General features: G+C 54.4%; 19 protein-coding genes and 3 pseudogenes. 18 read left to right on the forward strand and 4 right to left on the reverse strand.

Annotated elements, in window-relative coordinates; genetic code table 11:
• The first annotated feature begins 566 nt into the window (after nt 1-566).
• The gene (locus KRAC_RS43485) at nt 567-3,236 is read left to right on the forward strand and encodes a winged helix-turn-helix domain-containing protein (RefSeq protein WP_007918339.1); all 2,670 of its coding nucleotides are present in this window, start codon (nt 567-569) and stop codon (nt 3,234-3,236) included.
• Between the two features lie 213 nt (nt 3,237-3,449).
• On the opposite strand, the gene KRAC_RS77160 is transcribed toward KRAC_RS43485, so the two are convergent.
• From KRAC_RS77160 to KRAC_RS43495, 3 genes and pseudogenes are all read right to left on the reverse strand, one after another.
• On the reverse strand, nt 3,450-3,926 hold the full coding sequence (locus tag KRAC_RS77160) for a sulfite exporter TauE/SafE family protein (RefSeq protein WP_052569134.1): 477 nt from the start codon (nt 3,924-3,926) through the stop codon (nt 3,450-3,452).
• 65 nt (nt 3,927-3,991) lie between these two features.
• A pseudogene (locus KRAC_RS80205) lies at nt 3,992-4,108 on the reverse strand (sulfite exporter TauE/SafE family protein); the annotation flags it as partial.
• A complete protein-coding gene (locus KRAC_RS43495) occupies nt 4,057-4,344 on the reverse strand; it encodes a TSUP family transporter (protein WP_007918341.1) in 288 nt (95 codons plus the stop codon). The gene KRAC_RS43495 and the pseudogene KRAC_RS80205, both read right to left, overlap by 52 nt.
• Nucleotides 4,345-4,587: 243 nt before the next feature.
• Here KRAC_RS43495 and KRAC_RS43500 point away from each other — a divergent pair, with 243 nt between their 5' ends.
• The 11 genes and pseudogenes from KRAC_RS43500 (at nt 4,588) to KRAC_RS43545 (ending at nt 14,539) form a co-directional block, all read left to right on the forward strand.
• Nucleotides 4,588-5,388: an alpha/beta fold hydrolase gene (locus KRAC_RS43500; protein ID WP_007918343.1), complete on the forward strand. Its 801-nt coding sequence runs from the start codon at nt 4,588-4,590 to the stop codon at nt 5,386-5,388.
• Nucleotides 5,389-5,513: 125 nt separating this feature from the next.
• Nucleotides 5,514-5,786: pseudogene (locus KRAC_RS43505) on the forward strand (pyridoxamine 5'-phosphate oxidase family protein); the annotation flags it as partial.
• An 81-nt stretch (nt 5,787-5,867) separates the two neighbouring features.
• Nucleotides 5,868-6,884, forward strand: coding sequence for a zinc-dependent alcohol dehydrogenase family protein (locus tag KRAC_RS43510; protein WP_007918345.1), 1,017 nt, complete (start codon nt 5,868-5,870; stop codon nt 6,882-6,884).
• Nucleotides 6,885-7,033: 149 nt separating this feature from the next.
• Nucleotides 7,034-8,327, forward strand: a pseudogene (locus KRAC_RS43515) (IS701 family transposase).
• 442 nt (nt 8,328-8,769) lie between these two features.
• Nucleotides 8,770-10,017: an IS110 family transposase gene (locus KRAC_RS43520; protein ID WP_007918347.1), complete on the forward strand. Its 1,248-nt coding sequence runs from the start codon at nt 8,770-8,772 to the stop codon at nt 10,015-10,017.
• A gap of 3 nt (nt 10,018-10,020) precedes the next feature.
• The gene (locus KRAC_RS43525) at nt 10,021-10,521 is read left to right on the forward strand and encodes an IS1/IS1595 family N-terminal zinc-binding domain-containing protein (RefSeq protein ID WP_007905782.1); all 501 of its coding nucleotides are present in this window, start codon (nt 10,021-10,023) and stop codon (nt 10,519-10,521) included.
• Nucleotides 10,482-11,072: a hypothetical protein gene (locus tag KRAC_RS43530; RefSeq protein WP_244421978.1), complete on the forward strand. Its 591-nt coding sequence runs from the start codon at nt 10,482-10,484 to the stop codon at nt 11,070-11,072. Before KRAC_RS43525 ends, KRAC_RS43530 begins: the two co-directional genes overlap by 40 nt.
• 78 nt (nt 11,073-11,150) lie before the next feature.
• Nucleotides 11,151-11,285 carry a hypothetical protein gene (locus KRAC_RS78750; protein WP_274532185.1) on the forward strand — a complete coding sequence of 45 codons (135 nt, stop codon included), beginning with the start codon at nt 11,151-11,153 and terminating at the stop codon, nt 11,283-11,285.
• Nucleotides 11,286-11,449: 164 nt separating this feature from the next.
• On the forward strand, nt 11,450-12,208 hold the full coding sequence (locus KRAC_RS43535; RefSeq protein ID WP_040447110.1) for a hypothetical protein: 759 nt from the start codon (nt 11,450-11,452) through the stop codon (nt 12,206-12,208).
• A 492-nt stretch (nt 12,209-12,700) separates the two neighbouring features.
• Nucleotides 12,701-13,672: a GNAT family N-acetyltransferase gene (locus tag KRAC_RS43540; protein ID WP_040447112.1), complete on the forward strand. Its 972-nt coding sequence runs from the start codon at nt 12,701-12,703 to the stop codon at nt 13,670-13,672.
• 543 nt (nt 13,673-14,215) lie between these two features.
• Entirely contained in the window at nt 14,216-14,539 is a 324-nt protein-coding gene (locus tag KRAC_RS43545) for an antibiotic biosynthesis monooxygenase family protein (RefSeq protein WP_007918351.1), read from the forward strand.
• A gap of 338 nt (nt 14,540-14,877) precedes the next feature.
• Here the strand turns inward: KRAC_RS43545 and KRAC_RS43550 are convergent, their stop codons facing one another.
• Nucleotides 14,878-15,204 (reverse strand): recombinase family protein, encoded by a 327-nt coding sequence (locus tag KRAC_RS43550; protein ID WP_007918352.1) that lies wholly within the window; start codon nt 15,202-15,204, stop codon nt 14,878-14,880.
• 276 nt (nt 15,205-15,480) lie between these two features.
• Here KRAC_RS43550 and KRAC_RS43555 point away from each other — a divergent pair, with 276 nt between their 5' ends.
• The 6 genes from KRAC_RS43555 (at nt 15,481) to KRAC_RS43585 (ending at nt 22,778) form a co-directional block, all read left to right on the forward strand.
• Complete coding sequence (locus KRAC_RS43555) at nt 15,481-18,609, forward strand: winged helix-turn-helix domain-containing protein (RefSeq protein ID WP_075164548.1); 3,129 nt, start codon at nt 15,481-15,483, stop codon at nt 18,607-18,609.
• A gap of 197 nt (nt 18,610-18,806) precedes the next feature.
• Nucleotides 18,807-19,022, forward strand: coding sequence for a hypothetical protein (locus tag KRAC_RS43560; RefSeq protein WP_007918354.1), 216 nt, complete (start codon nt 18,807-18,809; stop codon nt 19,020-19,022).
• A 673-nt stretch (nt 19,023-19,695) separates the two neighbouring features.
• Entirely contained in the window at nt 19,696-20,235 is a 540-nt protein-coding gene (locus KRAC_RS43570; protein WP_007918355.1) for a dihydrofolate reductase family protein, read from the forward strand.
• Nucleotides 20,236-20,424: 189 nt separating this feature from the next.
• A complete protein-coding gene (locus KRAC_RS43575; RefSeq protein WP_007918356.1) occupies nt 20,425-20,643 on the forward strand; it encodes a DUF4287 domain-containing protein in 219 nt (72 codons plus the stop codon).
• 69 nt (nt 20,644-20,712) lie between these two features.
• Nucleotides 20,713-21,120 (forward strand): DoxX family protein, encoded by a 408-nt coding sequence (locus KRAC_RS43580; protein ID WP_007918357.1) that lies wholly within the window; start codon nt 20,713-20,715, stop codon nt 21,118-21,120.
• A gap of 284 nt (nt 21,121-21,404) precedes the next feature.
• Nucleotides 21,405-22,778 (forward strand): transposase, encoded by a 1,374-nt coding sequence (locus tag KRAC_RS43585; protein WP_007911035.1) that lies wholly within the window; start codon nt 21,405-21,407, stop codon nt 22,776-22,778.
• Nucleotides 22,779-22,997 lie beyond the last annotated feature (219 nt).

Here is a 22,997-nt window from a genome sequence, read left to right on the forward strand (position 1 = left end):
GTCCCGTTCGTGTTCCTTGTTGGCTAGTGGGATACCCTCCCACGCAGAGCAACCGTGAACTCACGTTGGATCGGCAGTCCGGCGCTTCTCACGGGAGAACGCGCTGCTGCACCAAGCCCAATCGACCTTTCTCGCTCTGGCAGGCGGGGAGCCGTCTGTAGGAGGCGGTCACTCTCTACGAGAGACAGTCGAGGCCGCATGTTGTAACGATGGCTCTCCCACTGGTGTTTCCAGTCTCGCAGATTCCCTGGCTGTCAACAAGTCCTCTGCTCGACACCAATTAGTATATGAGTTGTAGATATTTGGACAGTTGTAGATATTTGGAAGGAAGAAGACCTAAAGAGATACCCTCTTTCTGTTCTCTGTTCAGCTTCAGCGACGGCACAGTTCTTATCACATCTGAAAAAGTCCAAGCTCTGCATTTGAGTGCATTTGCTTCGCGGTAATCCGTCCCTTTCTCCATCTCCCTGCCGTCAAAGTGCATAAGCTCTACGACTTTTAAAAGTGTTTCCAGTAGCATATAATTGTCATTGAGAGATCAACAACCATGAGGAAGATATCGTGTGATGCTCAAGAACACCCTGCTCGCAAGCAAATTGTATGTGCCGCCCCTTCGGGCCAAACTCGTACCGCGTCCGCATGTGGTTGATTTGCTTGAGCAGGGAACTCGGCGGTCACTCACGTTGATATCCGCTCCTGCTGGTTCGGGGAAGACCACGATCGTGAGTTCCTGGCTCCGCGAGAGCAGAGTCATGGCTGCCTGGGTCTCGCTCGATGCCCATGATAACGACCTACATCGCTTCTGGATGTATGTCCTGGCTGCATTGGATGAGCTCCATCCAGGCACCCTCACACATGCGCAGGAATTGCTCAAAACTGCCCGTACTCGTCAATCTCCTCCCATCGAGGAGATTGTTACCGCCGTCATCAATAACCTCATTCATCTTGATGATGATGTGGTGCTCATCCTGGATGATTATCACGAAATCATTACCCCCGCCATTCATACCTCTCTGGCATATCTCGTTGAGCATCTTCCGATGCGGTTGCATCTCTTCATTGTGACGCGGCGCGATCCGCCTTTCTCGCTTGCACGTTTACGAGCCAGCGATCAATTGGAGGAGATCCGCACCGCCGATCTGCGCTTTTCCCCTGAAGAAGCGGAACTCTTCTTCAGGAAGGTGATGGATATGCACCTGAGCCCTGACGAGGTTGCTGTGCTGGAAGCACGTACCGAAGGGTGGGTCGCTGGTCTCCAGCTTGCTGGTCTCTCGATGCAGCGCCATGCTGATCGATTGAGCTTTCTTAACGCTTTTACGGGGAGCCACCACACGCTGGTGACGTATCTCGCGGAAGAAATCCTGCACAAGCAACCCGCGCGGGTCCAGCAGTTTTTGCTGCGCACCTCGCTGCTTGGCCGCTTGAACGCGTCCCTCTGTCAGGCGGTCACAGAAGATGCAGAGAGCCAAGCCTTGCTCGCTCATCTGGAGCAGTCCAACCTGTTCATCGTTCCCCTGAATGAAGAGCACACCTGGTATCGATATCACCAACTCTTCGCCGATTTCCTACGGACCTGTTTGCAGCAAAGCCAGCCTGACCACATCACGACACTGCATCAGCGAGCCTCAGACTGGTATGAGCGTCATGGTTACTTTGAAGAAGCGATGCACCATCTGCTGCTAGCGCAGGATTTTATGCAAGCGACGCGATTGCTTGAGCAGAACAGCCAGGAAATGATGAAGCGTGGGGAGTTTGCCATCCTTCATCGCTGGATCGTATGCCTGCCTGGTGCATTGGTGCGGAGCAATCCCAGGCTGCTCATTATCCATGCCAAAGTGCTGGCTTTCCTGGGGAATATTGAGGAGGCTGAGGCGCGTCTCCAGGAACTTGAAGCATGTGTGCGCAATGAGCACACTCCCACAGAGATGGCTTGTAATTGTGAAACCATGAGAGGCGAAACGCTGGTTGTGCGTGCTTTCATCGCCACCCAACAACAGAACTTCCCGCGGGTTCGAGAGCTCGCGCGCCGCGCGCTGGAGTATCTGCCCACCAGCGATGTGTTGATGCGCAGCCTCATCTCCCTTTGTCTGGGCATTGCCTTTCGCTTCCAAAATGGCCTGGCCGCGCGCAAGGCTTTGGAGCAAGCGATCCGTGACGCCGAGAGTCCCCATGTCAGCTTGCTCAGTCTGGAGCATCTGGGCTACCAATTGCAAGAGCAGGGACAACTGCATCAAGCCCTGGAGATTTATCAGCAGGCATTGCGTCTTCAGCCAGAGGGGAAAATGACTGCGTCGATGTGGATGGCGTATCTGGGTATCGCGAATGTGCACCTTGAATGGAATGAACTGGAGCACGCTGAACAGGCTCTTCTCCAGGCCCTGAAATTAGGCAAAGAGAGAGATGTCCCCGCTGCATTTCTTGAGATCACCGTCCTTTTGGCTCTCATCAAACAGGCTCAGGAGCAGATCGATGAAAGCCTTGCTTTGTTGCGGCGAGAAGAGATGGTTGGCCATCAGAAACAATTTGCGCCAGCAATCCAGGTCACGAGAGCCTATCAGGCTCTGCTTGAAGTCAGGCGCGGACATGTCCAGGCAGCGATACCGTGGATGCGGGATTTTGAGCAGCAAACGGTTTCGTACCCTCTGACCAGCAGAAATGAGCGAGAGTATCATATCCTGGCTCGCGTGCAACTGGCGGCAGGAAACGACGCAGAAGCGGAGCGCGTCCTGGCTCAGATGTTGACGCTGGCGGAAGAAGAAGGCCGCATGCGAGCGGTCATCAAGACGAAGGTGCTTCAGGCCCTGGTGTTTCAGGCGAAAGGAGCCACTGAGCGCGCCATGAGTACCATCATCCAGGCACTTGTGCTTGCTGAACCGGAAGGCTATGTGTTCACGTTCACGGAGGAAGGGGCAGAGATGGCACGTTTGCTCAAAGCAGTACACGCGGCCCAACGCACAGGATCGCTCGCGCTTCGCCTTGCGCCAGAGTATCTCCAACGGTTACTGGATGCCTGCGCTGAACGTAGAACCTCGTCAAGCTCGCATATCCTCTTGAGTGAGCGTGAACGAGAGATCGTGCGCCTCCTTGCTTCAGGGTTGTCAAATCAAGAGATAGCGGATCACCTGGTCATTGCCATGAGCACGGTCAAATGGCATGTCAGACAGATTTTTAACAAACTGGGCGTCAATAGCCGCACGCAGGCGATTGCCCAGGCCAGAGAACTGAACGTGCTTTGATCTGATCGCGGTGAACCTGCTTGCCAAAAAAGAGCAACTGTCTCCCAGCGTGACGTTGCTCTTCTCGATGCCTCAACGTGTTCTCCGCAAGAGCGATGGTTAACGGTTCGGCCCCGCTGTCGTTCGGGGCTTCTGGCGGTGTCGGAGAAAGAGGCCATATCCTTCACGCGTCGCTGCCACCAGCACAAAACAACCAAAGATGAGTTGCAAGAACTAGTCATTCATCAGCAAGGCCATCCAGATACCAATGGCGGCCCCAAAAAACGCTCCGATGCCCATGATACTCCCAGCGCGAAGTGAGGCTGTTTGCTGGCGCAGGTGCATGAATGAGCCAACAAGGGTATTCGGGATCATCACCAGGAGCGAAGTCCCCGCCGCAGTATGCTGGTTCACTCCAAAGATCAAGACAAGAGCCGGGATGGTGAGTATTCCCCCTCCCATCCCCATACTACTCGACCAGGCTCCAATGAGCACTCCGAGCAGAAAGGCCAGAAGAACTACCAGGATGGGATCAGTGAGGGAGGGTCCTGGGAACAGAGATGGGGTCTGGCTTCTGGAAAAGACCGCGTTGAGGAGCATTTGGGCACCAGTGACGAGGAGCACTCCCAGGAAAAGCAGGCGAAGCAGTCGCTCGGGAAGACGCGCCGTGAGGCGCGCTCCAAGTGGCGCCCCGATGAGACCTCCGCACAAAAGACCGCGTTGAGGAGCATTTGGGCACCAGTGACGAGGAGCACTCCCAGGAAAAGCAGGCGAAGCAGTCGCTCGGGAAGACGCGCCGTGAGGCGCGCTCCAAGTGGCGCCCCGATGAGACCTCCGCACATCAGAGCGATGCCAGTGCGCAGATCCATGGTCTCTCCGCGCCAGCTATACATCCCGCCCCGATCACCGCAATTACCGCATTGACCAGTGTAGATGTCCCATGGATGCGAGCACGAGACAGGGTCGCCGTGTGATCCAGCGCGGGAATCGTCACGATACCTCCTCCTCCACCAATCAAGCCACCAACGATTCCTCCAGCCAGGCCAATGAGTCCATGTATCCATGGGGAAGGAATGGATTCTTGCGGGGGACTGGAAATGGGCTTCTCTTCGCGTGTTGCAGAGGTCATAGTGCGCTCCTTCTCTCTTTACCGGAGATGTGTGTTTCCTTTTGTATTGCTCAGAAGATCTAGGTTCAGATGCCTGAGATCATAGCGCAGCGCCCTGCACCCATCACCCGTCTAAAGGAGGGCTTTCTTTCCTCTTCAACTCCCCTCCTTTAGATGGGTGATCCTCTGCGAGACAACTGGTACCGTATGGCCCATACAAACAGAGCCTTCAGGAAGAATTGCAGCAACAAAGGAGAACGTTCGATGCCATTTGTTACAATTCCAGATGGAACACGCCTCTATTATGAAGAATCCGGTACAGGTGAGCCGCTTTTGCTGGTCAGCGGCCAGGGGTTGGACCATACCTCCTGGGACGGTATTCGCGACGATTTCACCGACCGCTACCGGGTGATTGTCTTTGATCACCGTGGAACTGGCCAAAGCGATCAACCCACTGCGCCGCCCTATTCGACACGTGGATTTGCGCAAGATGCAATCGCGCTGCTTGATCATCTTGGAATTGCACGTGTGCATGTGTATGGGTACTCAATGGGTGGGCGTGTCAGCCAATGGCTCGGTATTGATCATGGGCAACGCGTTGGTGCGCTGGTGCTGGGTGCCACCACGCCTGGTTCGGCCCATGGGGTTCCTCGCAGCGCGGAGGTCAACGCCTTGTGGACCAACCCGCTAACCGATCCGCAAGAGGCTCTTGAAAAGATAGGCGCGCTCTTTTATTCACCTGGCTGGATCGCATCACACCTGGAAGTGGTGAAGGCTGCGTTGCAGAGTCCTCCTCTTCCTGAGTATGTACGCCGACTGCATTATCAGGCGAGCGAAGGACATGATGCCTGGGATCTTTTGCCCACCATTAGCGCACCGACGCTGGTCCTCCACGGGAGCGAGGATCGGATGAACCCTCCAGCGAACGCCCACCTGCTGGCCAAGCGCATTCCAGGCGCAGAACTGTCTCTGATCGAAGGAGCACGACATGGGTATCTGATCGAGTTTCGCGAAGAGGCCAGCCGCATCGTCAAAGCGTTTCTAGCACATCACCCATTGTCATAAGCATTAAAAGAGCCAGTAAGAAAGGTGAAGGAGATTTTTATGCCGACAGCAGTTGTATCTGACAGGGCACAGGCGTTTCTCAAAGAGAAACATATTACCGTTTTAAGCACTTCAGCAAGGACGGAAGTATGCATTTGACACCGATGTGGTACCTGTTTGACGATGACGGCAGGATTATCCTGAATAGCCAGGAACATCTTCAAAAAGTGAAGAACATTCGCCGTAACCCACATGCTTCCATCTGCATTGTGGAAGGAACGCGCTATATAAGTATTACGGGGAGCATCAAGCTTATCGATGAGCAAGCAAGCGTGCGTCGGGATTTTGAGCGGCTCGTCGAGCACTACATCGAAGACGAAGCAACCAGGGAGCAATATACAGCAACATTTGCGGAATGACCGCGTGTCGCCCTTCATTTCACAGGTGAGAAAAATACCGAAATGTTTTTGTAGTTTGCTTGAAAGGAAAGAGAGTATGCGATGAAGAGTTACCATACAAATAAAGGTGGAGGTTTAGACAGCCTGACCGTGAAAGAGCACGACATTCCGACTCCCGGCCCACACGAAGTGGTGGTGCGGGTCAGGGCCAGCGCGCTCAATTATCGAGATCTCGCGATCTTATGGGGAACGTACCCTCTCCCAATCAAACCGGACGGCATTCCATTGGCTGATGGGGCAGGCGAAGTAATCGCCATAGGGACAGACGTTACTCGGGCGAAACCAGGAGACCGGGTGGCGGCAACCCCTCTTCCGCAGTGGATTGACGAGCCTTTCTTCCCAGGATTGGACTCGGCGGCACAGATTGGCGGTTCGCTGGACGGACTCTTGACAGAATATGCCCTGTTGCATGAAGAGTGGCTTGTCCACATTCCTGATCACCTTTCCTTTGAAGAAGCCGCAGCATTGCCTACTGCTGGGGTTACTGCCTGGAATGCACTCACAGGTGCCCGACCGCTCCAGGCTGGCGAAACGATGTTGATCCTGGGATCGGGGAGTGTTTCTCTCTTCGCGCTTCAGTTCGCCAAGCACCTCGGTGCGCGCGTTATTGCAACCACGTCGAGCGAGGAGAAAGCCCAACAGCTTCATACGCTTGGGGCAGATAAGGTGATTAACTACCGAACGACGCCCAACTGGCATGAAACGGTGCGTGAACTGACCAGTGGACGAGGTGTCGATGTAGTCGTTGAGTCCACGAACCCTGGCACGCTTGAGCAGTCAATCAAGGCGACCGCAGTTTCAGGACAGGTTGTCCTGGTTGGATGGCTTCCCAGTGACGTATCAACCATTGACATCGGAAGCTTTTTCTTCGGTCTTGTCGCGCTGTGGCCCATCTTCGGCGGGAGTCGCGTCCAATTTCACGCCATGAACCGCGCCGTAGCCCAGAGTCGGCTTAGGCCAGCCATTGATCGCGTGTTTCCTTTCGAGGACGCAAAAGCAGCCTACCGTTACTACGAAGAAGCTCAGCCTTTCGGAAAGGTGATCATCAGTCACAATTGAGCACCGATCCATTGGAGGCGCAATCGTGCCGGTCCCGATAGGACCGGCACGATTCTTGTATGTTGATGCTTTCGTCCTTTCTTATCACCTGTATTGTTCTAGAGAGTTCTCATATGAGAGAGAAAATGAGAACACAAGGAGAATCCTCTATGCCTCTTCCTTTTTCTTCTGTCAGGGTATCTTCCTCTCCTGAAGAGGTGTGGACCACAGCCTTCCACGAACTGGGCCAACGGATCAAACGCCATTTCGTGCGATCGGAGCCTTACTACCGAGCACTTGCCTACGTACAGGGATTGATGAGTCCAGTAGAACGAAAAAACGGGTGGCAAGTGGCTGAGGAAGTGGGGGAAGTCACTCCGTACGCGATGCAACACCTGTTAGATCGGGCCAAGTGGGATTGCGATGGGCTGCGAGATACGTTGCGTATGTACGTCTGGGAAACGCTTGCGGAGCCAAACGCGGTGTTGGTGATTGATGAGACAGGCTTTCTCAAAAAGGGACGCAAATCGGTAGGAGTGCAACGGCAGTACAGCGGCACGGCTGGGCGTATCGAAAACTGTCAGGTGGGCGTGTTTCTTTCCTATGCGAGTTCGCGTGGACACACGTTGCTAGATCGCGAATTGTACCTGCCCAAGAGTTGGACGAACGACCAGGGGCGTTGTCGAGAAGCTCATGTGCCTGCTTCGGTGACCTTTGCTACGAAACCGGAATTGGCCGCGCAAATGCTCTGGCGCACTTTAGATGCTGGCCTCCCCGTCGCCTGGGTAACCGGTGATACCGTGTACGGAAGCGCACAGTCGCTGCGGGCTGGTCTGGAAGCCCGTAAGCAGGCATATGCATTGGCAGTGGCTTGCAAAGAACATGTGGAGGCGCAAGGAATCCGCAGGCGAGTGGATCAGATAGGGCGTAGCCTGGCTCGGGAAGACTGGCAGGAGTTGAGTGCAGGCGCGGGGAGCAAAGGACCTCGCCTCTTCGCATGGGCGCGCATCGAACTCTCGGCACCGGAGATCAGCGGATGGCAACGCTGGCTCTTGGTGCGCCGAAGCCTGGACGAGGGAACCAAACCTACAGAGATGGCCTTGCTGGTCTTTGCTCCCGCTGATGCCTCCCTCTTTAGAGGAGATGGTGGAGGCTTTCGGCGCGCGCTGGACAGTGGAGCAGTGTTTTGAAGAAGGGAAGGGAGAAGTTGGCCTGGATGAGTACGAAGTCCGTTCCTGGCACGGTTGGTACCGGCACGTCACTCTTTCAATGCTTGCTCTGGCCTTTTTAACGGTCTTGCGAGCCCGTGATGAAGAAGACACACTCAAAAAAAGTCTGAGCAGACGCCTCAGACACCAGAGGCAGAAGCAACCGACCCTATTCAAGCCCACGTGTCTTCTGATCTCCCGGTCATGGTTCCCCTCAGTGTTGCCGAAATCCGGCGGCTTTTCTTTCGTCTTGTAGGCACACAGTCTTTCCCTTTTGCCTACCACTTGGCCTGGTCATTTTGGCGACGCGCCCATCAGGCTCTCGCTCGGCTCTGTCACTATAAGCGCCGAAGTGCCATCTCCAGTTATCTACAACTCATATACTAATTGGTGTCGAGCAGAGGACTTGTTGACAGCCAGGGAATCTGCGAGACTGGAAACACCAGTGGGAGAGCCATCGTTACAACATGCGGCCTCGACTGTCTCTCGTAGAGAGTGACCGCCTCCTACAGACGGCTCCCCGCCTGCCAGAGCGAGAAAGGTCGATTGGGCTTGGTGCAGCAGCGCGTTCTCCCGTGAGAAGCGCCGGACTGCCGATCCAACGTGAGTTCACGGTTGCTCTGCGTGGGAGGGTATCCCACTAGCCAACAAGGAACACGAACGGGACAGGGACTGGTCGAGAAGAAAGCAGGTGTGTGATGGCCGACCCAGCAACTTCGGTCGTGCTTGACCCGTCATCTTTTTCGTATGTTGTCGGGATTGATCTGGGCAGTGAAGCTTGCTGCTTTACCGTTCTCACTCCCCAGAAGCAGGTGGTTATCAAACCGCGTGGCTTCGCCAATGCGGCCTCAGGGTTTCATCAACTCCAGGCCCAGCTCGCCCGTTTGGAGAGAGATCCATCGCGCATCGTGGTTGGCCTGGAGGCGACCTCGCGGTATGGGGAGAATCTCTTTCACTTTCTCCAGCAGCAGGGGTATCACCTCTGCTTGTTACATCCTCGACAAACGCATGAATTCGCCAAACAACGTGGCTTGCGCGCCAAGACCGATCGTTTGGACGCGGCCACCATTGCGCGCGTCTTGCTCAGCGGAGAGGCGCGAGTAGGGTATGTTCCCACGCAACATATTGCCAGTTATCGCGAATTGGTCCGCTTGCATACCCGACTGAGCGATGAGATCGCTCGTGACAAGAACGAGATCCAGGGGCTGCTGGTGGTCCTCTTTCCCGAGTTCACCCAGGTCTTTGCCGATCCCTGCCGCATGACTGCTACTGCGGTGCTCCAGGCGTATCCCAGCGCAAGAACAATCCGCGCCGCAGGAGTGGATGCCATTGCGGCTATCTTGCATGCAACGGCTCCCCACAACTATGGGCGTGAGACAGCGCAACGGTTAGTGGATGTAGCCCACCAGTCGGTGAGCAGTGGGCTTGCAGTGGAGGCGCGCGAACTGAGCCTGCAAATTTGGTGCGAGCAACTCCGTTCCACTCAGGTCCATCTGGAGCAAATTGATGCCCAGATTGAACGGTTGCTTTCCGATGATGGTGAAGTAACGCCGCAACGCCGTCAGATACTGATAAATCGCTTGTGGTCCCAATGGTTTGTTCAGGAGCTCCTGGCTTGCAAGCTTGTGCCGCGCGCTATCACTTGCGTATTGCCCATTTGTCCACGAACAGATATCAGCTCTGAAACGAAGCGCCAGGTCTTCAGTCCATTGCGCTGGTATGTGGATGTGGGGAGCATGTTCAGAAAGCCATCGGCCCGTGACCAGAATATGGAAAAGAAACGCTTTTTTTGTGCCCAGGCTCAGATCAACGGTCTGGTCAAACCAGGCCATGGCCCACTCATACCAATCTTGTGCCATCCCGCTCGAATTAAAGCGATGGGACGAGATTGGTATTTCTCGGTAGTGACTCCGGAAGGGGGTGATAGAATAGAGAGGAGGAGGTGAACGATGAACAAGCGAGAAGCAGAGGAGCAGAGCAGTCTGCCAACGTGTCCCAATCCCGCATGCTCAGGGCCGCGCGTTGTGCGCAATGGCAGCCACCGGGGACGGCAACGGTATCTGTGCCGCACCTGTAAGACGTACTTTGGAGCAACGCAAGGCACGCCGATGTATGGGTTGAAGACGCCTGCCCCCGAGGTAGCGCAAGCGCTCTTGGTGGTGATGCGGCGCGGCAGCTTGCGGGCTGCCGAGGAGATCACCGGGCACAAATACGAAACGATCAGTGTCTGGCTCAAGCGAGCAGCAGAGCATGCCGAGGCCCTGACGCAGGTGATGGCTTGCGATCTGCACGTGAGCCAGGTGGAAATCGATGAGTTCTGGTCGTTTGTCCAGAAAAAAAGGGGACTGAAGGGGCGTCCGACGAAGGAGCACGCTGGGCTTGCCTCGTCCAAGATCGGGAGAGCCGCTTCGTGGTTGCCAGTGCCACCGGACCGCTGGGCGAGAACCTGATGACGCGGGCCGTCAGCAGGACGGTCCTGCGAACCCATCGCCGCCCGCTCTGCTGGTTTAGTGATGGCTGGCATGGCTATGCGGCCATTCTCCATCGTGCCTATCGCCAACCCCAGTCGCGTCAGGGCAAAACCGGACGGCGCAAGTTGGTGGTGCCTGACACCGTGTCGTTGACGCAAACAGTCAAACACCGTGATGAGCATGGACGCCTCCTGTCAGTAGCAATCCGCATGGCGATGGGAGCAAGCCAGGGACCCGCCGGGACCGTGCACGTGGAGCGACTTCATGGTGCGTTGCGTGATCGGTTGAATGCGCTGACCCGCAAGACGCATGCTTTTGCCAAACGAGACGCGACCTGGGATGCGCTGGTCGGCTTGCAGATCTTCGATCACAATTTCCATCGGGCTCATTACGCTCTACGCCTGCCGCTTCAGATTGTCGATGGCGTTCATCGCTATCACCATCGATCTCCAGCAATGGCTCTGGGCGTGACTGATCATCTCTGGTCCTTCCAAGACTTGTTGACTACTCGACTCCCTATCACCTCTTAGAGGAGTCACTACCCAGAAATTGAGATCGGGATTTTTGCTCGTGGCTGTCTCTCGCGTCGCGTGCAGAGTCTGCAAGAGTTGCGTCAGCGCATTGTGACACTGGAGGCCGAGCGCAACGCCCAGCGTTGTACCATTTCCTGGAGGTTTACCTGCAACGATGCTCGCGACACACTCCATGATCTCTATCCTGTCATCAATAACAAACTGGACTGACTACTATACTCGCCTGTAAACTTTGACATTACGCTGCTGATTTTTAGGCAATTCCTCTGCTGATCAGAGATGCTCTTTCTCGGCCAATCATGAGAAAGTTGGCTGAAAAAGCCAAGGGAGGAGAAATCCTCCAACGACATAATTGCCTAAAAAACGGCAGCGTAATGTCAAAATTTACATTTGTGGCCGCTTTGAAGTATTTGCTGGAACGGGTTCCACTTGAGGTCGATCTGAATACATCACTGTCTCGCTGGCGGTGGTGGGCCACTGGTTGCGTTGGTTGCATTGGGATCTTGAAGGACTGGCTGGTTGACGCAGTGGCAGCAACGCTCATCCAGAACGGGACCAGCCTGACCGAAGCGGTCTTGACTGCGACCATACCACATCCGGCCAGACGGCTCAGCTTGGAAATGGAAGCACGGGCAGGCGAACATAGCATCGCACGCCACGATAGCGAGAGTGCCAAACAATTCCAGGCACTGGTCAAAAAGCCGACCAAAAGAGTAAAGGAAGAGGCAAAACAAGCAACGGGAAACGGACCTGGAGTGCCTCATGCTGACCAAGTCGACCAGATGAAGGAATCCTCCGCTGCGACGGTACTTCCCATGCCGCAAGTGACCCCCAAACCGACCAAACCTCGTGTGGGGCAACGTGCTCCAGAACGTGATCCTGTTGGAATTACTCCTTCTCCGGCGCAGAAATCTGTGGGATGTTTCTTTACCGAAGTTATCCCAGTAACACGTGCTCAAGCTGAAGAAGAAGGTGTCTCGCGCTTTGAGTGTCCAATCTGTCTGGCAACGAGAACTCTTACGTTTGCTGAAGGGAGCATGAGGTTCCCCTGGCATCCGAAGCGCACCACGGTTACTCCTAATCACGGCTTACGTTGGGTCAAGCGAGAAATATGGCAGCTTTCTGAAAAGTAGAGCGAGCGTTACAAAGCTAATTCTGGCGAAGGTGTTATCCATTGCCCTTGCTTGAACGGCATGCAATCTTGTCACCTTGTCACCTTGTCACCTTGTCACCTTGTCACCCCAAGGCTTGCATCACGGCAAAATCTATGGTATCTTAGGTCAGTAACCCAACTATTATCTTTGAGAAAGGAGGACGCACACGATGGTTTTATATGATCGAAGCAAGTGCGGCGTAGGCACGAAAATTGGCATTTCCGCTTACCTATCTATGAGTGCGTCCTCAAAAGGGTAGATTTTTCGGCTTTTCCCGCGAAAATGGCACCACGAGGCGCACTTACGGCTCGTGGTTTTTTGTTGCGTTTTTCACATTTACCCTCCTACTCAGACCACGAGCCACCTCGTGGTTTTTTGTTGCCCAGAACCAGAGCTTATACACTCTCCCATGTGATTGACGTTCGAGAAGATGTTCAGAGAACGTCAATGCAGAAAGGAACGAATATACTGATGAGTCAAACAAAATCGTATCTCACGCTTCCCGATGCGCCCGCCATCCCTGGCTTGGCATTCCGCTTGTTTCAGGGAGCAGTTGACTTCCCCGCAATCAAGGCGGTGCGTAAGCAAATACAAGCTGTCGATGGCGACATCTGGCTTCCCGGACCAGATACCGATTCCGATCCCGTGTGCAATCCTTTGCAAGATTGTCTGTTCGTCGAGGTGGATGGCCAGGTGATTGGCTATACCTGGCTCGTTTGGTGGACAGAGAACTTTCTTGAGCTGTTTCTCTCCCTCGGCTGGCTTGTTCCTGAGTGGAGACGCAAAGGCATTGGGCGCACGCTCTTACGCTGGCAAGAGCGACGGATCCGCCAGATTGCCGAGATGCACCCAACGACGAAACCCTGTGTGTTTGGTGGCAATGCAGACGAGACCCAGCCTGGGAACCGCGCCTTGCTCTTGAGTGAGGGATACACGGTGGCGTTTACCATGGTGTGGATGACCTGCCAGCTTCCCACCGAACCTATCCACCTTGCACCGCTCCCTGATGGTCTGGAAATCCGCCCCGTCGAGCGTGACCAGTTGCCTGCCATTTACGCGGCAAACGAAGAAGCGTTCTCTGAGAGTGACGGGGGCCACGAAATCGAGAGCTATGAAACCTGGCTGCGTGACCTGGGCTGGCCGAACCTGGATACCAGTCTGTGGGTGGTGGCCTGGGATGGAGATCAAATCGCGGGGCTTGTCCTGAGTACTAGCGATGAGGAGGGCGCGCATACGCCCTGGGTCGCGACACTCCGTCCCTGGCGACGGCGCGGTCTGGGCAAAGCGTTGATGACTCGCATGCTCCAACGCTGCCAGGAGCACGGCATTACGCAGGCAGACATCGGGACGAGAGCGGAAAATCCAGGCAAATCCGTCCACCTGTACGAAAGCGTTGGCTACCAGGTGGTGCAACGCATGCCGAGGTATCGCAAGCCCTTCTAAGCCAACCATGAGAAACGAGGGAGCCTTTCTCCTTCTCCCTCGTCATACATCCAGCTAGGGGTGACAAGATTACGGAGGGCAAAACCTACGCTAAGCGCTTAGCGTAGGTTTTGCCCTCCGTAATCTTGTCACCCCTAGTCGCGGTTCTCGTGATCGAAGCAACAGCCCGAAATGGGCGCCATTTTATGCTTACAAAATGAGCCGTTACATTTTTCTGAAAAGCATCAAAGAGATGAGATGAAATTGCACCGCCATTTTATGAGAGAGAAATTTTTCTCAAAAACCGTCTCAATGCACTCCTCAAGCCAATCGTCGGCAAATTATCTGAGAGAAATGCGCCAATTTACCTGAGAAATGACAGCTTTTTGCGTCTATTTCTGGCGATTCTCGCCGTAATCGCGTACAATACCGGTAAAGCAGGGAGTACGTCGGCTCTCGTCGTCTTTCCAGGATGGTTTCGCTGGCTAATAAAGAGACTACCTGCCTGATCACGACAATCAAAAATGGATCATCGATGGAGCAGTACATGAGAGGAGAAAAGATATGCTTGTTTCCAAAGAGGGTAACCTGGTAACTTTGATCAATGTCTTTGAGACGACGCCCGAGCAGCAGCAGGCGCTGATCGATCAGTGGACTCGCTTTACTGAAGAGATAAAAGATGAGCCTGGCGTGATCGGGATAGCCCTACACAAAAGCACAGACGGCACCCGCATGATCAACTATGCGCAATGGAGATCCCAGGCAGACTTTGACACCTTTCTGAGGAGGCATGGCGCGGAATTCGCGCAGTTCAGCCAGAACGCCTCACGCATCGATCCCCATACCTACGATGTCGTCTATCTCTATGAACGCCAGGCAGTTAATTGACTCTGCGCCGTTGAGTGGGAGAGAGCGGGTATCCTCACCTTCTCCCGCTCATATGAGCCGATGGAGGGCGGCACTCCCACCGCTTTAAAAGCGAAACGGACTGACTACTACAAGCGTGAACATACAACCATCTTGTCCTGCTTGCGACATTTTCCATGGCCAAAATGACACCTATCCTGACCTACCAGTCCACTTGAGGCAAGAAACATGCATCGGAAAGCGTATTGCAAAGGGCGATGGCACTTGCGGTCAGGAAATGTGTCTCGGCTCTCATGGAGATGGAAGGAAACGAGCAAGGCTAGAAGCCATTTTAGGAGTGTATGCGGTCAATATATTGGTCAGTGATATGGCCAAGTATTACTTCGAGGTACAGTAGTGGTGTCGATCTGTTCCGTCAAACTGATGAAATCAATGCCGCGCTCTTGGAGACCCTTGAGCAGCTCGATCAGATGGGTCAAAGAGCGCCCTGCTCGATCCAGTTTCCATACAACGAACGTGTCCCCTGGCCGCACATACGCCAGCGCTTCGTCCAGTCCTTTTCGCTCCGCTTTTGATCCAGTCATCTTGTCTACAAACCATTTCTCACAACCTACTTCTTTGAGCGCGTCTATTTGAAGTGCCTCGTGTTGTTCCTGTTTGGAGACGCGTACATACCCAATTTTCATAAGCTCCTCCATATGTCTCACGTTTCCCGTCAACGGTCTGATGTTATGAGATAAGTTTTGAGATTCGTCAAGAGGGAATCCCGTGCTTGTGGAGGTGGTGCGCTGCAGCCTCAGAGAAGCAGAGCAATATGTCTCATAAAACGGCCGTTTTTTGCGACCCTAAACTGCCCCTGGCTGATAGCGAGGAGCCGGAAGCTTCCCTGCTGGTGGCGTTATGTGCTATACTCCCCCTCAGTTGGGGAGTTGGGGAGAAACCAGATTGAGGGAAAGGATTCGATGCCAAGGTCAGCTCTTCATATGCTCAGGTGGTCCGCCCAGAGCAAGATCTATATTCTTCTTACTCCTGACCAGCCACCGCTGAAACTGGAGACTGGCAAGGAGGAACCGTGGCTGACCTGGTTAGCCAGCCATTCCTCCTTCTCCTTTCAAGGGCAATATGGTCATCTCAATGTGCTCAAAGAGGTGCGCAAAAGGGGAGCGGGCTATTGGTATGCCTATCACACCACAGAGGGTCGCAATCGCAAGCGCTATCTGGGCTCTACGGACAAGATCTCGCTCGCACGCTTAGAGGAGACTGCGAAGGCGCTCTCGCAGGAGGCTGAACGACAGGCGCAAGAAAGTGCTTCTTCCCCCCACTCATTCTCTGCCTTACTCTCCACCAGGCTCTCTCCTCCTCGCCTGCCGAGTTTTCTGGTCGAGCGTTCACGTCTGCTCGCTGAGCTGGAGGCAGTCTACACCTACCCATTAACCCTTGTTTCTGCCTCCGCTGGGAGCGGGAAGACGACTCTGCTTTCTGCGTGGGCAAGCCGCCAGAAGAATCCGGTGGCTTGGCTTTCTCTGGATGCTTCGGATACCAATCCAGTACGTTTCTGGGCATCCTGTATTGCCGCCCTCCGCTGCTATGATCCCACGGCAGGAGGGGAGGCACTCGCCCTCCTGCATGCGCGAGAGGCACTCCCGCTCTCGACGATCCTGGTCTCGCTGCTCAACGACATCGCCCTGCTTCACCAGGAAATCATTCTGATTCTGGATGACTTCCATCTGATCGAGGATCAGGCCATCTACGAAGGGTTGTCTTTCCTGCTCGATCATCTGCCAGCGAGAGCGCATCTGGTTCTCTCCACGCGCACTGATCCGCGGCTTCCTCTCTCTCGCTTGCGCGTGAAAGGGCAGTTGATCGAGATACGCTCCAGCGATTTGTGCTTTAGCCATGAAGAGGCCGCCCACTTCCTGCGTGATGGGATGGCTCTGCCGCTTTCGGCAAATGACATCGCCATCCTTCTGGAACGGACAGAAGGCTGGATCGCCGGGCTGCACCTGGCCGCGCTCTCCTTGCGCAAGCAGCAGGATCTTTCCGCTTTTGTGAAGGACTTTGGAGGCTCCCACCGCTATCTGCTGGACTATGTCCAACAGGACATTATCACGCACCTCCCCCAACGGGTACAGGATTTTCTGCTCCAGACGAGCGTGGTGACGAGTATGAATGCTGCTCTGGTCCAGGCAGTCACATCACTGCCGACTCTTCAAGCAAGCCAGCAGCTGCTCGAAGAGCTGGAGCGGGCGAACCTCCTTGTGATTCCGCTGGATTCCAGGCGGGAGTGGTATCGTTATCACGACCTGTTTCGAGAAGCGCTACAAGCACGTTTGCACGCCAGCCAGCCAGAACTCGTTTCCCTCTTACACATGCGGGCCGCGCGCTGGTATGAAGCACAGGGCGAGCTGCGGGAGGCCATTACCCACGCGCAGGCCGCCCAGGACTTCTCCTTTGCTGCCTCCTTGATGGAGAGAGCCGCTCCTGCCTTGTGGTTGCATGGAGAAGTTGAGACCGTCTACACCTGGATGTTGTCCCTGCCAGATCCTGTTTTGCGTGTGTATTTGCGCTTGGCTCTTAATGCGGCTTTTCACCTGGTCAACTCCATCACGATAGCAACGCAACTGGTCCATTCTAACATGCAGGCCCAGGTAGAGCGAATCCATAGACGCATGGAAGCGATTCTGCGGAGGAAGTCGGAGTTGGTACTCTCCGATGCAGAGGTTGCCTTGATCGGACGGCGTCTGCGTGTCTTGCGTGCTCTGGCGACAGTCATGACGATCATCAAGGATGGCAACCAGGAGGGCCTGCGCCTGCTCACGCTGGAGATGGAAGCACTGCCCCCAGATGAGGAGGCCCACTGGAATGTGATCCCCCTCTACTTCATTTTCTGGTGGGAGGCGCTGCTGCTGGGGAAGGGCGCTTCTCTGATCGAGCGGTTGCTTACTGCGAAGCAGCAGATGATGGAGGCAGGAGACTCACTCGTCACCATCCGCGTAAGATGCTGGCTCGCTTTTGCCTATACTCAGGCCGCGCAGTTGCAGCTAGCGCAGCAAGAGTGCCTGGAAATCCTTGCCCTGGTCGAACAGAATGGTGCGCGCACCATTCTGGTAGGCTATGTGTATCATTTCCTGTTCCAGGTCGCGTATGCCAGGAATCGCCTGGAGGAGGCGGCTGATTGGCTCTCCTGTTTGCGACAGATCGCGCAGGAATGGCAATTGATCGATCTGCTGGTCAGGGAGAAGATTCTGTCAGTGCGGCTTGCGCTGGCGAGAGAGGATTTCTCTACCGCGCAAGAGTTTCTCGAACAGCTCACAGCGCTGGTGGAACAAGAAGGATTGGCCACCCATAGGGCTTCCTTGATCGCTCTTCGTGTGCAGTGGTGGGTCGCGGAGGGGAAGCTGGCGCAAGCGTCACAATGGGCGGCGCAGACAACACTTTCATCAGAGGCGTGGAACCCCTTGCGGAAAGAAGAGGCATTGGCGCTCATCCATGTCTCTATTGCACAGCGGCACTATGCTCAGGCTGTTGAGACGCTCGACAGCTTCAGCCACTATCTGGATCGGCCTGGCGATCCCCCGTCGGCGCTCTCGTTCCTGGCCCTCTCTGTGGTGGCCCTCTTCCATGCAGGCCAGAGCACGCGCGCGCAGAACGTCGCGACCCGTCTACTGACATTGACCGAGCCAGAGGGCATGCTGCGTGTTTATCTGGATGCTGGCCCACTCATGAAGCAGGCTCTCACGATGCTGCTGGAGGTGCCCCACCATGACGAGTCCTGCACGGTTGCCAGTTTCAGGCCCTACGTCTTGCGAATCCTTGCGGCCTCCGAGCAGGAAGGGCATGAGTCAGCTCACGCACAAGCCGCCCATCTTTCCAACCATCGGCATCCACAAGCCCTGCTTTCACCACTGTCTCGCCAGGAGCAGCAGGTGCTACGGCTGCTGATGGTTGGGCAGACCTATGCCGAGATGGCCCAAACCCTGGTAGTATCCCTCAATACGATTAAGAGCCAGGTCAGCAGCATCTATCGCAAGCTGGGTGTGAGCCGCCGCACCGAAGCTATGGCGGTGACGACACGTCTGAACCTCCTCTGACTCCTAGATGAAGACTATCCTTCCGTTCCTCCCCAACGCCCTTGCCAGCGTTCACCCTAAACATCGCGAAGACAGGTGATGTCATGCTCCCCATCTGCCGGCTATACTTTGCTCAAGCTGCAAGAGCAGTGTAGAACCAATTGGCAATGAGGGAATAAGCAAAGCGTGTCAATACGGCACCATCAGGAGGCGTACCAATGTATGTTTCGATCCGCGTTCAGGGGCACCTGGACCCCTCCTGGCAAGAGTGGCTGGAGAATCTGCACATCGTTCATGAGGAAGCTGGCACCTCACAGCTTTCCGGTACCCTTCCCGACCAGGCCGCTCTCTATGGCGTGCTGCTAAAGATTGATGGTTTACACTTGAGGCTCCTTTCGCTCCAACGCAGCGAAAAGAGGCCAGATGAGGGGTGATCTTTCCATCCGACAGCCACCGAGTGTTGTTTGTCGTAATTCTTTTCGCCGTTTGACCCATAACCGTTCGTGTATCTCGATAGTCGAGAAGCAGGAAAGGCGCATTTCCGGTGCAATCTGACGCAATTCTATTCCAAACAGCAGTGCAACCATTTTTCGCAGGCGAGGCCCACGCAAAAGACCTTTTTTGCCAGAATCACGAAAAGTTTTGTGGCAGAAATGACGCCGCTCCAGAAGCTCTCTCAGAGAGCCTTGCGAAAAGAATTGCGTCAGAAGCCGATGCATTTCTCCGTTACCGGGTCTGCCTCCGGTTGAGAAAAATGGCACGATTTTGCCTGGAAAAGTTTTGTGTCAGGGCCATTTCGCTGCTATGCGGCTTTATCTGGCTCCACTGGCTCCTCTCTGACAAGCGAGCGAAAAATTTATTCGTCAGGAAAGCGAAGTGATATGGAACTGGCCCAATCTTGGTGAAAGCACATCAGTAGCAGTGGTTTTGCTCTTCATTACATGCTCAGACATGCTCAGAAATAGGAGAGCAATCGCCACATAAGCTCATCATTCACCTAAATTGAGCCAGAGCCCAAACATAAGCACTTGCCCTGAATGGTGAGCAGCACAACCATTGACAGCCCAAAAAAACGCTCTAGAAGCAATGACATAAAGGAGATTCAGCATGAGAAAGCTTGTTATCGGAGAGTTCCTCTCACTTGATGGCGTCATGGAAGCACCAGAAAAGTGGACCTTCCCCTACTTCAATGAAGAGGTTGGAGCCCATCTGGGATCAAGCATGGCGACGAGCGACGCGCTCCTCTTAGGGCGCGTGACCTACGAAGCATTTGCCTCCACCTTTTCCCCCCAGACTGGCGGTGAGGCTGACACGATGAATCACCTGCAGAAATATGTGGTGAGCACGACCTTGAAAACCGCTGACTGGAACCATTCCACCTTGCTTCAAGGGAATATCGCTGAAGCCATCACCGCCCTGAAACAACAGCCTGGCAAGAACATCGTGGTCAGCGGCAGCGGGAGGCTGGTTCAAAGCCTGATGCAGTTCGGCCTCGTCGATGAATATTCGCTTTTGGTCTATCCGATCATTTTGGGAGCGGGAAGGCGTCTTTTTTCAGACGGCCTGAATACGTCCTCCCTCAGGCTGATAGAAGCCAGACCATTCAGCAACGGGGTGGTGCTGTTGCGCTATCAGCCTGAAAGGTAGTGTGGCGCGCACGAGTTCAACACATATCTCTGTTGGCTCATGGTTATCGCTCTGGTGCCGTACGAACGCTTCCTAGAATATCTCAGGAGCCAGGCAGATGGCCCGTGGGAGAGACAAGGAGCAACGAGAAGATGACGACAGATCTATTTTATCGTATATTCCGTGGGAGAGACAAGGAGCAACGAGAAGATGACGACAGATCCATTTTTGTCTTATATCGAGAATATCCAAAAGAAGACCGGCAAAACACCGCAACAAATCACCGAAATGTTACGAAGCGAAGGAGTATTGAAAGACGGCGTAAAAGCCGGCGAGATTGTTTCGTGGTTGAAGGAGCATCTGGCACTTGGTCATGGGCACGCTATGGCGATTGTTAAGTGGTTAAGAGACCATCAGGAGATGGTCTAGCCGCACACGAAAACAGACATCATTGAGCTTGCAGATTGCAAGTAAAAAGCCTCTTGAAGGAGAAAGCTTATGGAATCTTTGACTTCATCTACACCCATCTCAAAGCCAGCCCTCTGGGTTGGATACGTCTTGAGCGTCTTGGGCGTCCTTTTCATGCTCTTCGACAGCATTGTCAAGTTTGTGCCCGTAGCCTACACCTCGTCCTTTGAGAGCCTCGGTTTTCCACTGGGCCTTGCCACCTTTGTGGGTATTCTGGAGATGGTGTGCCTGATCATCTACGCCATTCCGCGTACCTCGTTTTTCGGCGCGGTCTTGCTGACTGGCTATCTGGGTGGCGCAGTGGTTCTCCAAGTGCGTGTTGCGGCACCGCTGTTTAACATGATCTTCCCGCTTCTTCTCGGCGTGTTGCTCTGGGGCGGACTCTTCCTGAGAGACACGCGGTTACGTACGCTATTCTCCCTGAAAGGCTCGTGGTAAAAAGCGCGAAGGTTGGCTCATGGCCAGATGTGATCCTGATAGCGAAGCCCATTGAACATTTACCCATATTCTGGCAATCCTGGTCTACGATATGCTTCACAGACGCATCGGCACGATATGCTTCATTGTGCTATGTTTGAGTCTGAATGGAGGCTCAGGCTACCTAAGTTTCGCCCAAATTGACGACAGTCCAGCGAGCCAGTGCAGAGCTTGCAAAAAGCAGAGCGATACTCCATAGCTAATGAAGGAACAAAGGAGCTTTCATTAGAAAAAGGAGTATCACCATGAACGAGTCTATCACAACAACAACGAACCATTTCACTGGATGCGCCATCCTGGCCGCCATAGGAGCCAAATTGCAGCAATTGGATGTCTTGAGCCCGATCCGCAAGAGAGTGCAGATCAGGCAGAAAACCATCAAGCATACGCCTCTCGACAAGCTGATGGATGCGTTTATCAGTCTGTTGGCTGGAGCCCATGGACTGGTAGAAATCAACAGTCGGCTGCGAGCCGATCCGGGCTTGCAACGAGCCTTCGGTCGAACCTCTTGTGCTGAGCAGTCGGTGGTGCAAGAGACGCTTTCTGCCTGTGCTGAGGAAAATGTCCTTCAGTTGCATCAGGCGCTCGATGAGATCTACCGCGCTCAGAGCCAAGGCTTTCATCATGACTATCAGGCCGCTTTTCAACTCTTGGACGTGGACCTGACGGGCATGCCTTGTGGACCAAAAGCGGCGTTTGCCACGCGCGGCTATTTTGCAGGACTCTATCATCGCCGAGGGCGGCAATTGGGTCGTGTGCTGGCGACCCAGTATGAAGAAGTCGTGGTCGATCAGCTTTTTGCAGGCAATGTCCAACTGATCAAGGCTCTGCAACCGCTGGTAGAGACTGCTGAGACGACCTTGCAATTGGACGATGCCAAACGCAGACGGACCATTATCCGTGTCGATGCAGGTGCGGGAACCGAGGACGACCTCCATTGGCTGCTCTCCCGAGGCTACGAGGTCATGGCGAAAGAATACTCGGGACGACGTATCACGCGACTGTCTCAAACGGTCAAGGAATGGGTCCAGGACCCCACCTGGTCGGAACGTTCCTTTGGCTGGGTGAGCGAGGAAGCCGCTGGTTACGTCCGTCCCATGCGACGTATTGCGGTACGCTGTCGCAGAAGAGATGGCACATTTGCTTATGGCATTCTGATGTGTTCGCTCTCGATTGAGCAGGTTCTTCCCCTTCTGGGATGGGAGGCATCGCAAGCAGCTGATCCCACGGCGGTGCTCTTGGCCTATGTGACCTTTTATGATCAGCGTGGTGGAGGCATCGAAACCTCCTTCAAGGGTGATAAACAGGGATTGGGACTGACGAAACGCAATAAGAAGCGCTTTGAGGCGCAGTACATGCTGGCGCTGCTCGGCTCACTGGCTCACAACGTGGTGGTCTGGGCACGTCGCTGGCTGAACAGCCCAAAAATCCATCGTTATGGCATCTTGCGTATGGTGCGTGATGTCTTTCATGTCAGCGGTTTGCTCCGTTTCAATGCGTTGCATCAGGTGGTTGAGATCGAGCTCAATCAGGACGCTCCCCTGGCTCACTCACTCCTCTATCCCTTGCAGGAGCTGCTTGCTCCCTTCCAGATTGTTGTTATTTTGGGCGAAACTTAGGCAGGCTAGTCTAGCACCTGCCTGAAGCGTACCGGATGAAAATACTGCTTTGGATAACTGCGTATCTCATCCAGATGCCTTTGGCCGCAAAGGTGGTTGATCCACTGCCAAAATATGGCTCTTAGACTCGTTTGGTGATACCACTTGAAGGAATACAAGAGGTCGAGAGAGTTCCTACTAGTGCTCCGTTCGTTAAGTGCAGTAGCAAAACGGATTGGC

Origin of the sequence: Ktedonobacter racemifer DSM 44963 (genome assembly GCF_000178855.1) — a bacterium.
Classification (GTDB): Bacteria; Chloroflexota; Ktedonobacteria; order Ktedonobacterales; family Ktedonobacteraceae; genus Ktedonobacter; species Ktedonobacter racemifer.

Excerpts from the sequence above, each read along its gene's own strand:
- KRAC_RS43485 (WP_007918339.1), top strand. The coding sequence starts at position 567 with ATGCTCAAGAACACCCTGCTCGCAAGCAAATTGTATGTGCCGCCCCTT.
- KRAC_RS43550 (WP_007918352.1), bottom strand. The coding sequence starts at position 15,204 with ATGAAAATTGGGTATGTACGCGTCTCCAAACAGGAACAACACGAGGCA.
- KRAC_RS43525 (WP_007905782.1), top strand. The coding sequence starts at position 10,021 with ATGAACAAGCGAGAAGCAGAGGAGCAGAGCAGTCTGCCAACGTGTCCC.
- KRAC_RS43555 (WP_075164548.1), top strand. The coding sequence starts at position 15,481 with ATGCCAAGGTCAGCTCTTCATATGCTCAGGTGGTCCGCCCAGAGCAAG.
- KRAC_RS43560 (WP_007918354.1), top strand. The coding sequence starts at position 18,807 with ATGTATGTTTCGATCCGCGTTCAGGGGCACCTGGACCCCTCCTGGCAA.
- KRAC_RS43495 (WP_007918341.1), bottom strand. The coding sequence starts at position 4,344 with ATGACCTCTGCAACACGCGAAGAGAAGCCCATTTCCAGTCCCCCGCAA.
- KRAC_RS43500 (WP_007918343.1), top strand. The coding sequence starts at position 4,588 with ATGCCATTTGTTACAATTCCAGATGGAACACGCCTCTATTATGAAGAA.
- KRAC_RS43510 (WP_007918345.1), top strand. The coding sequence starts at position 5,868 with ATGAAGAGTTACCATACAAATAAAGGTGGAGGTTTAGACAGCCTGACC.
- KRAC_RS43535 (WP_040447110.1), top strand. The coding sequence starts at position 11,450 with ATGTCAAAATTTACATTTGTGGCCGCTTTGAAGTATTTGCTGGAACGG.
- KRAC_RS43520 (WP_007918347.1), top strand. The coding sequence starts at position 8,770 with ATGGCCGACCCAGCAACTTCGGTCGTGCTTGACCCGTCATCTTTTTCG.
- KRAC_RS43540 (WP_040447112.1), top strand. The coding sequence starts at position 12,701 with ATGAGTCAAACAAAATCGTATCTCACGCTTCCCGATGCGCCCGCCATC.
- KRAC_RS43575 (WP_007918356.1), top strand. The coding sequence starts at position 20,425 with ATGACGACAGATCCATTTTTGTCTTATATCGAGAATATCCAAAAGAAG.
- KRAC_RS43585 (WP_007911035.1), top strand. The coding sequence starts at position 21,405 with ATGAACGAGTCTATCACAACAACAACGAACCATTTCACTGGATGCGCC.
- KRAC_RS43570 (WP_007918355.1), top strand. The coding sequence starts at position 19,696 with ATGAGAAAGCTTGTTATCGGAGAGTTCCTCTCACTTGATGGCGTCATG.
- KRAC_RS43545 (WP_007918351.1), top strand. The coding sequence starts at position 14,216 with ATGCTTGTTTCCAAAGAGGGTAACCTGGTAACTTTGATCAATGTCTTT.
- KRAC_RS43580 (WP_007918357.1), top strand. The coding sequence starts at position 20,713 with ATGGAATCTTTGACTTCATCTACACCCATCTCAAAGCCAGCCCTCTGG.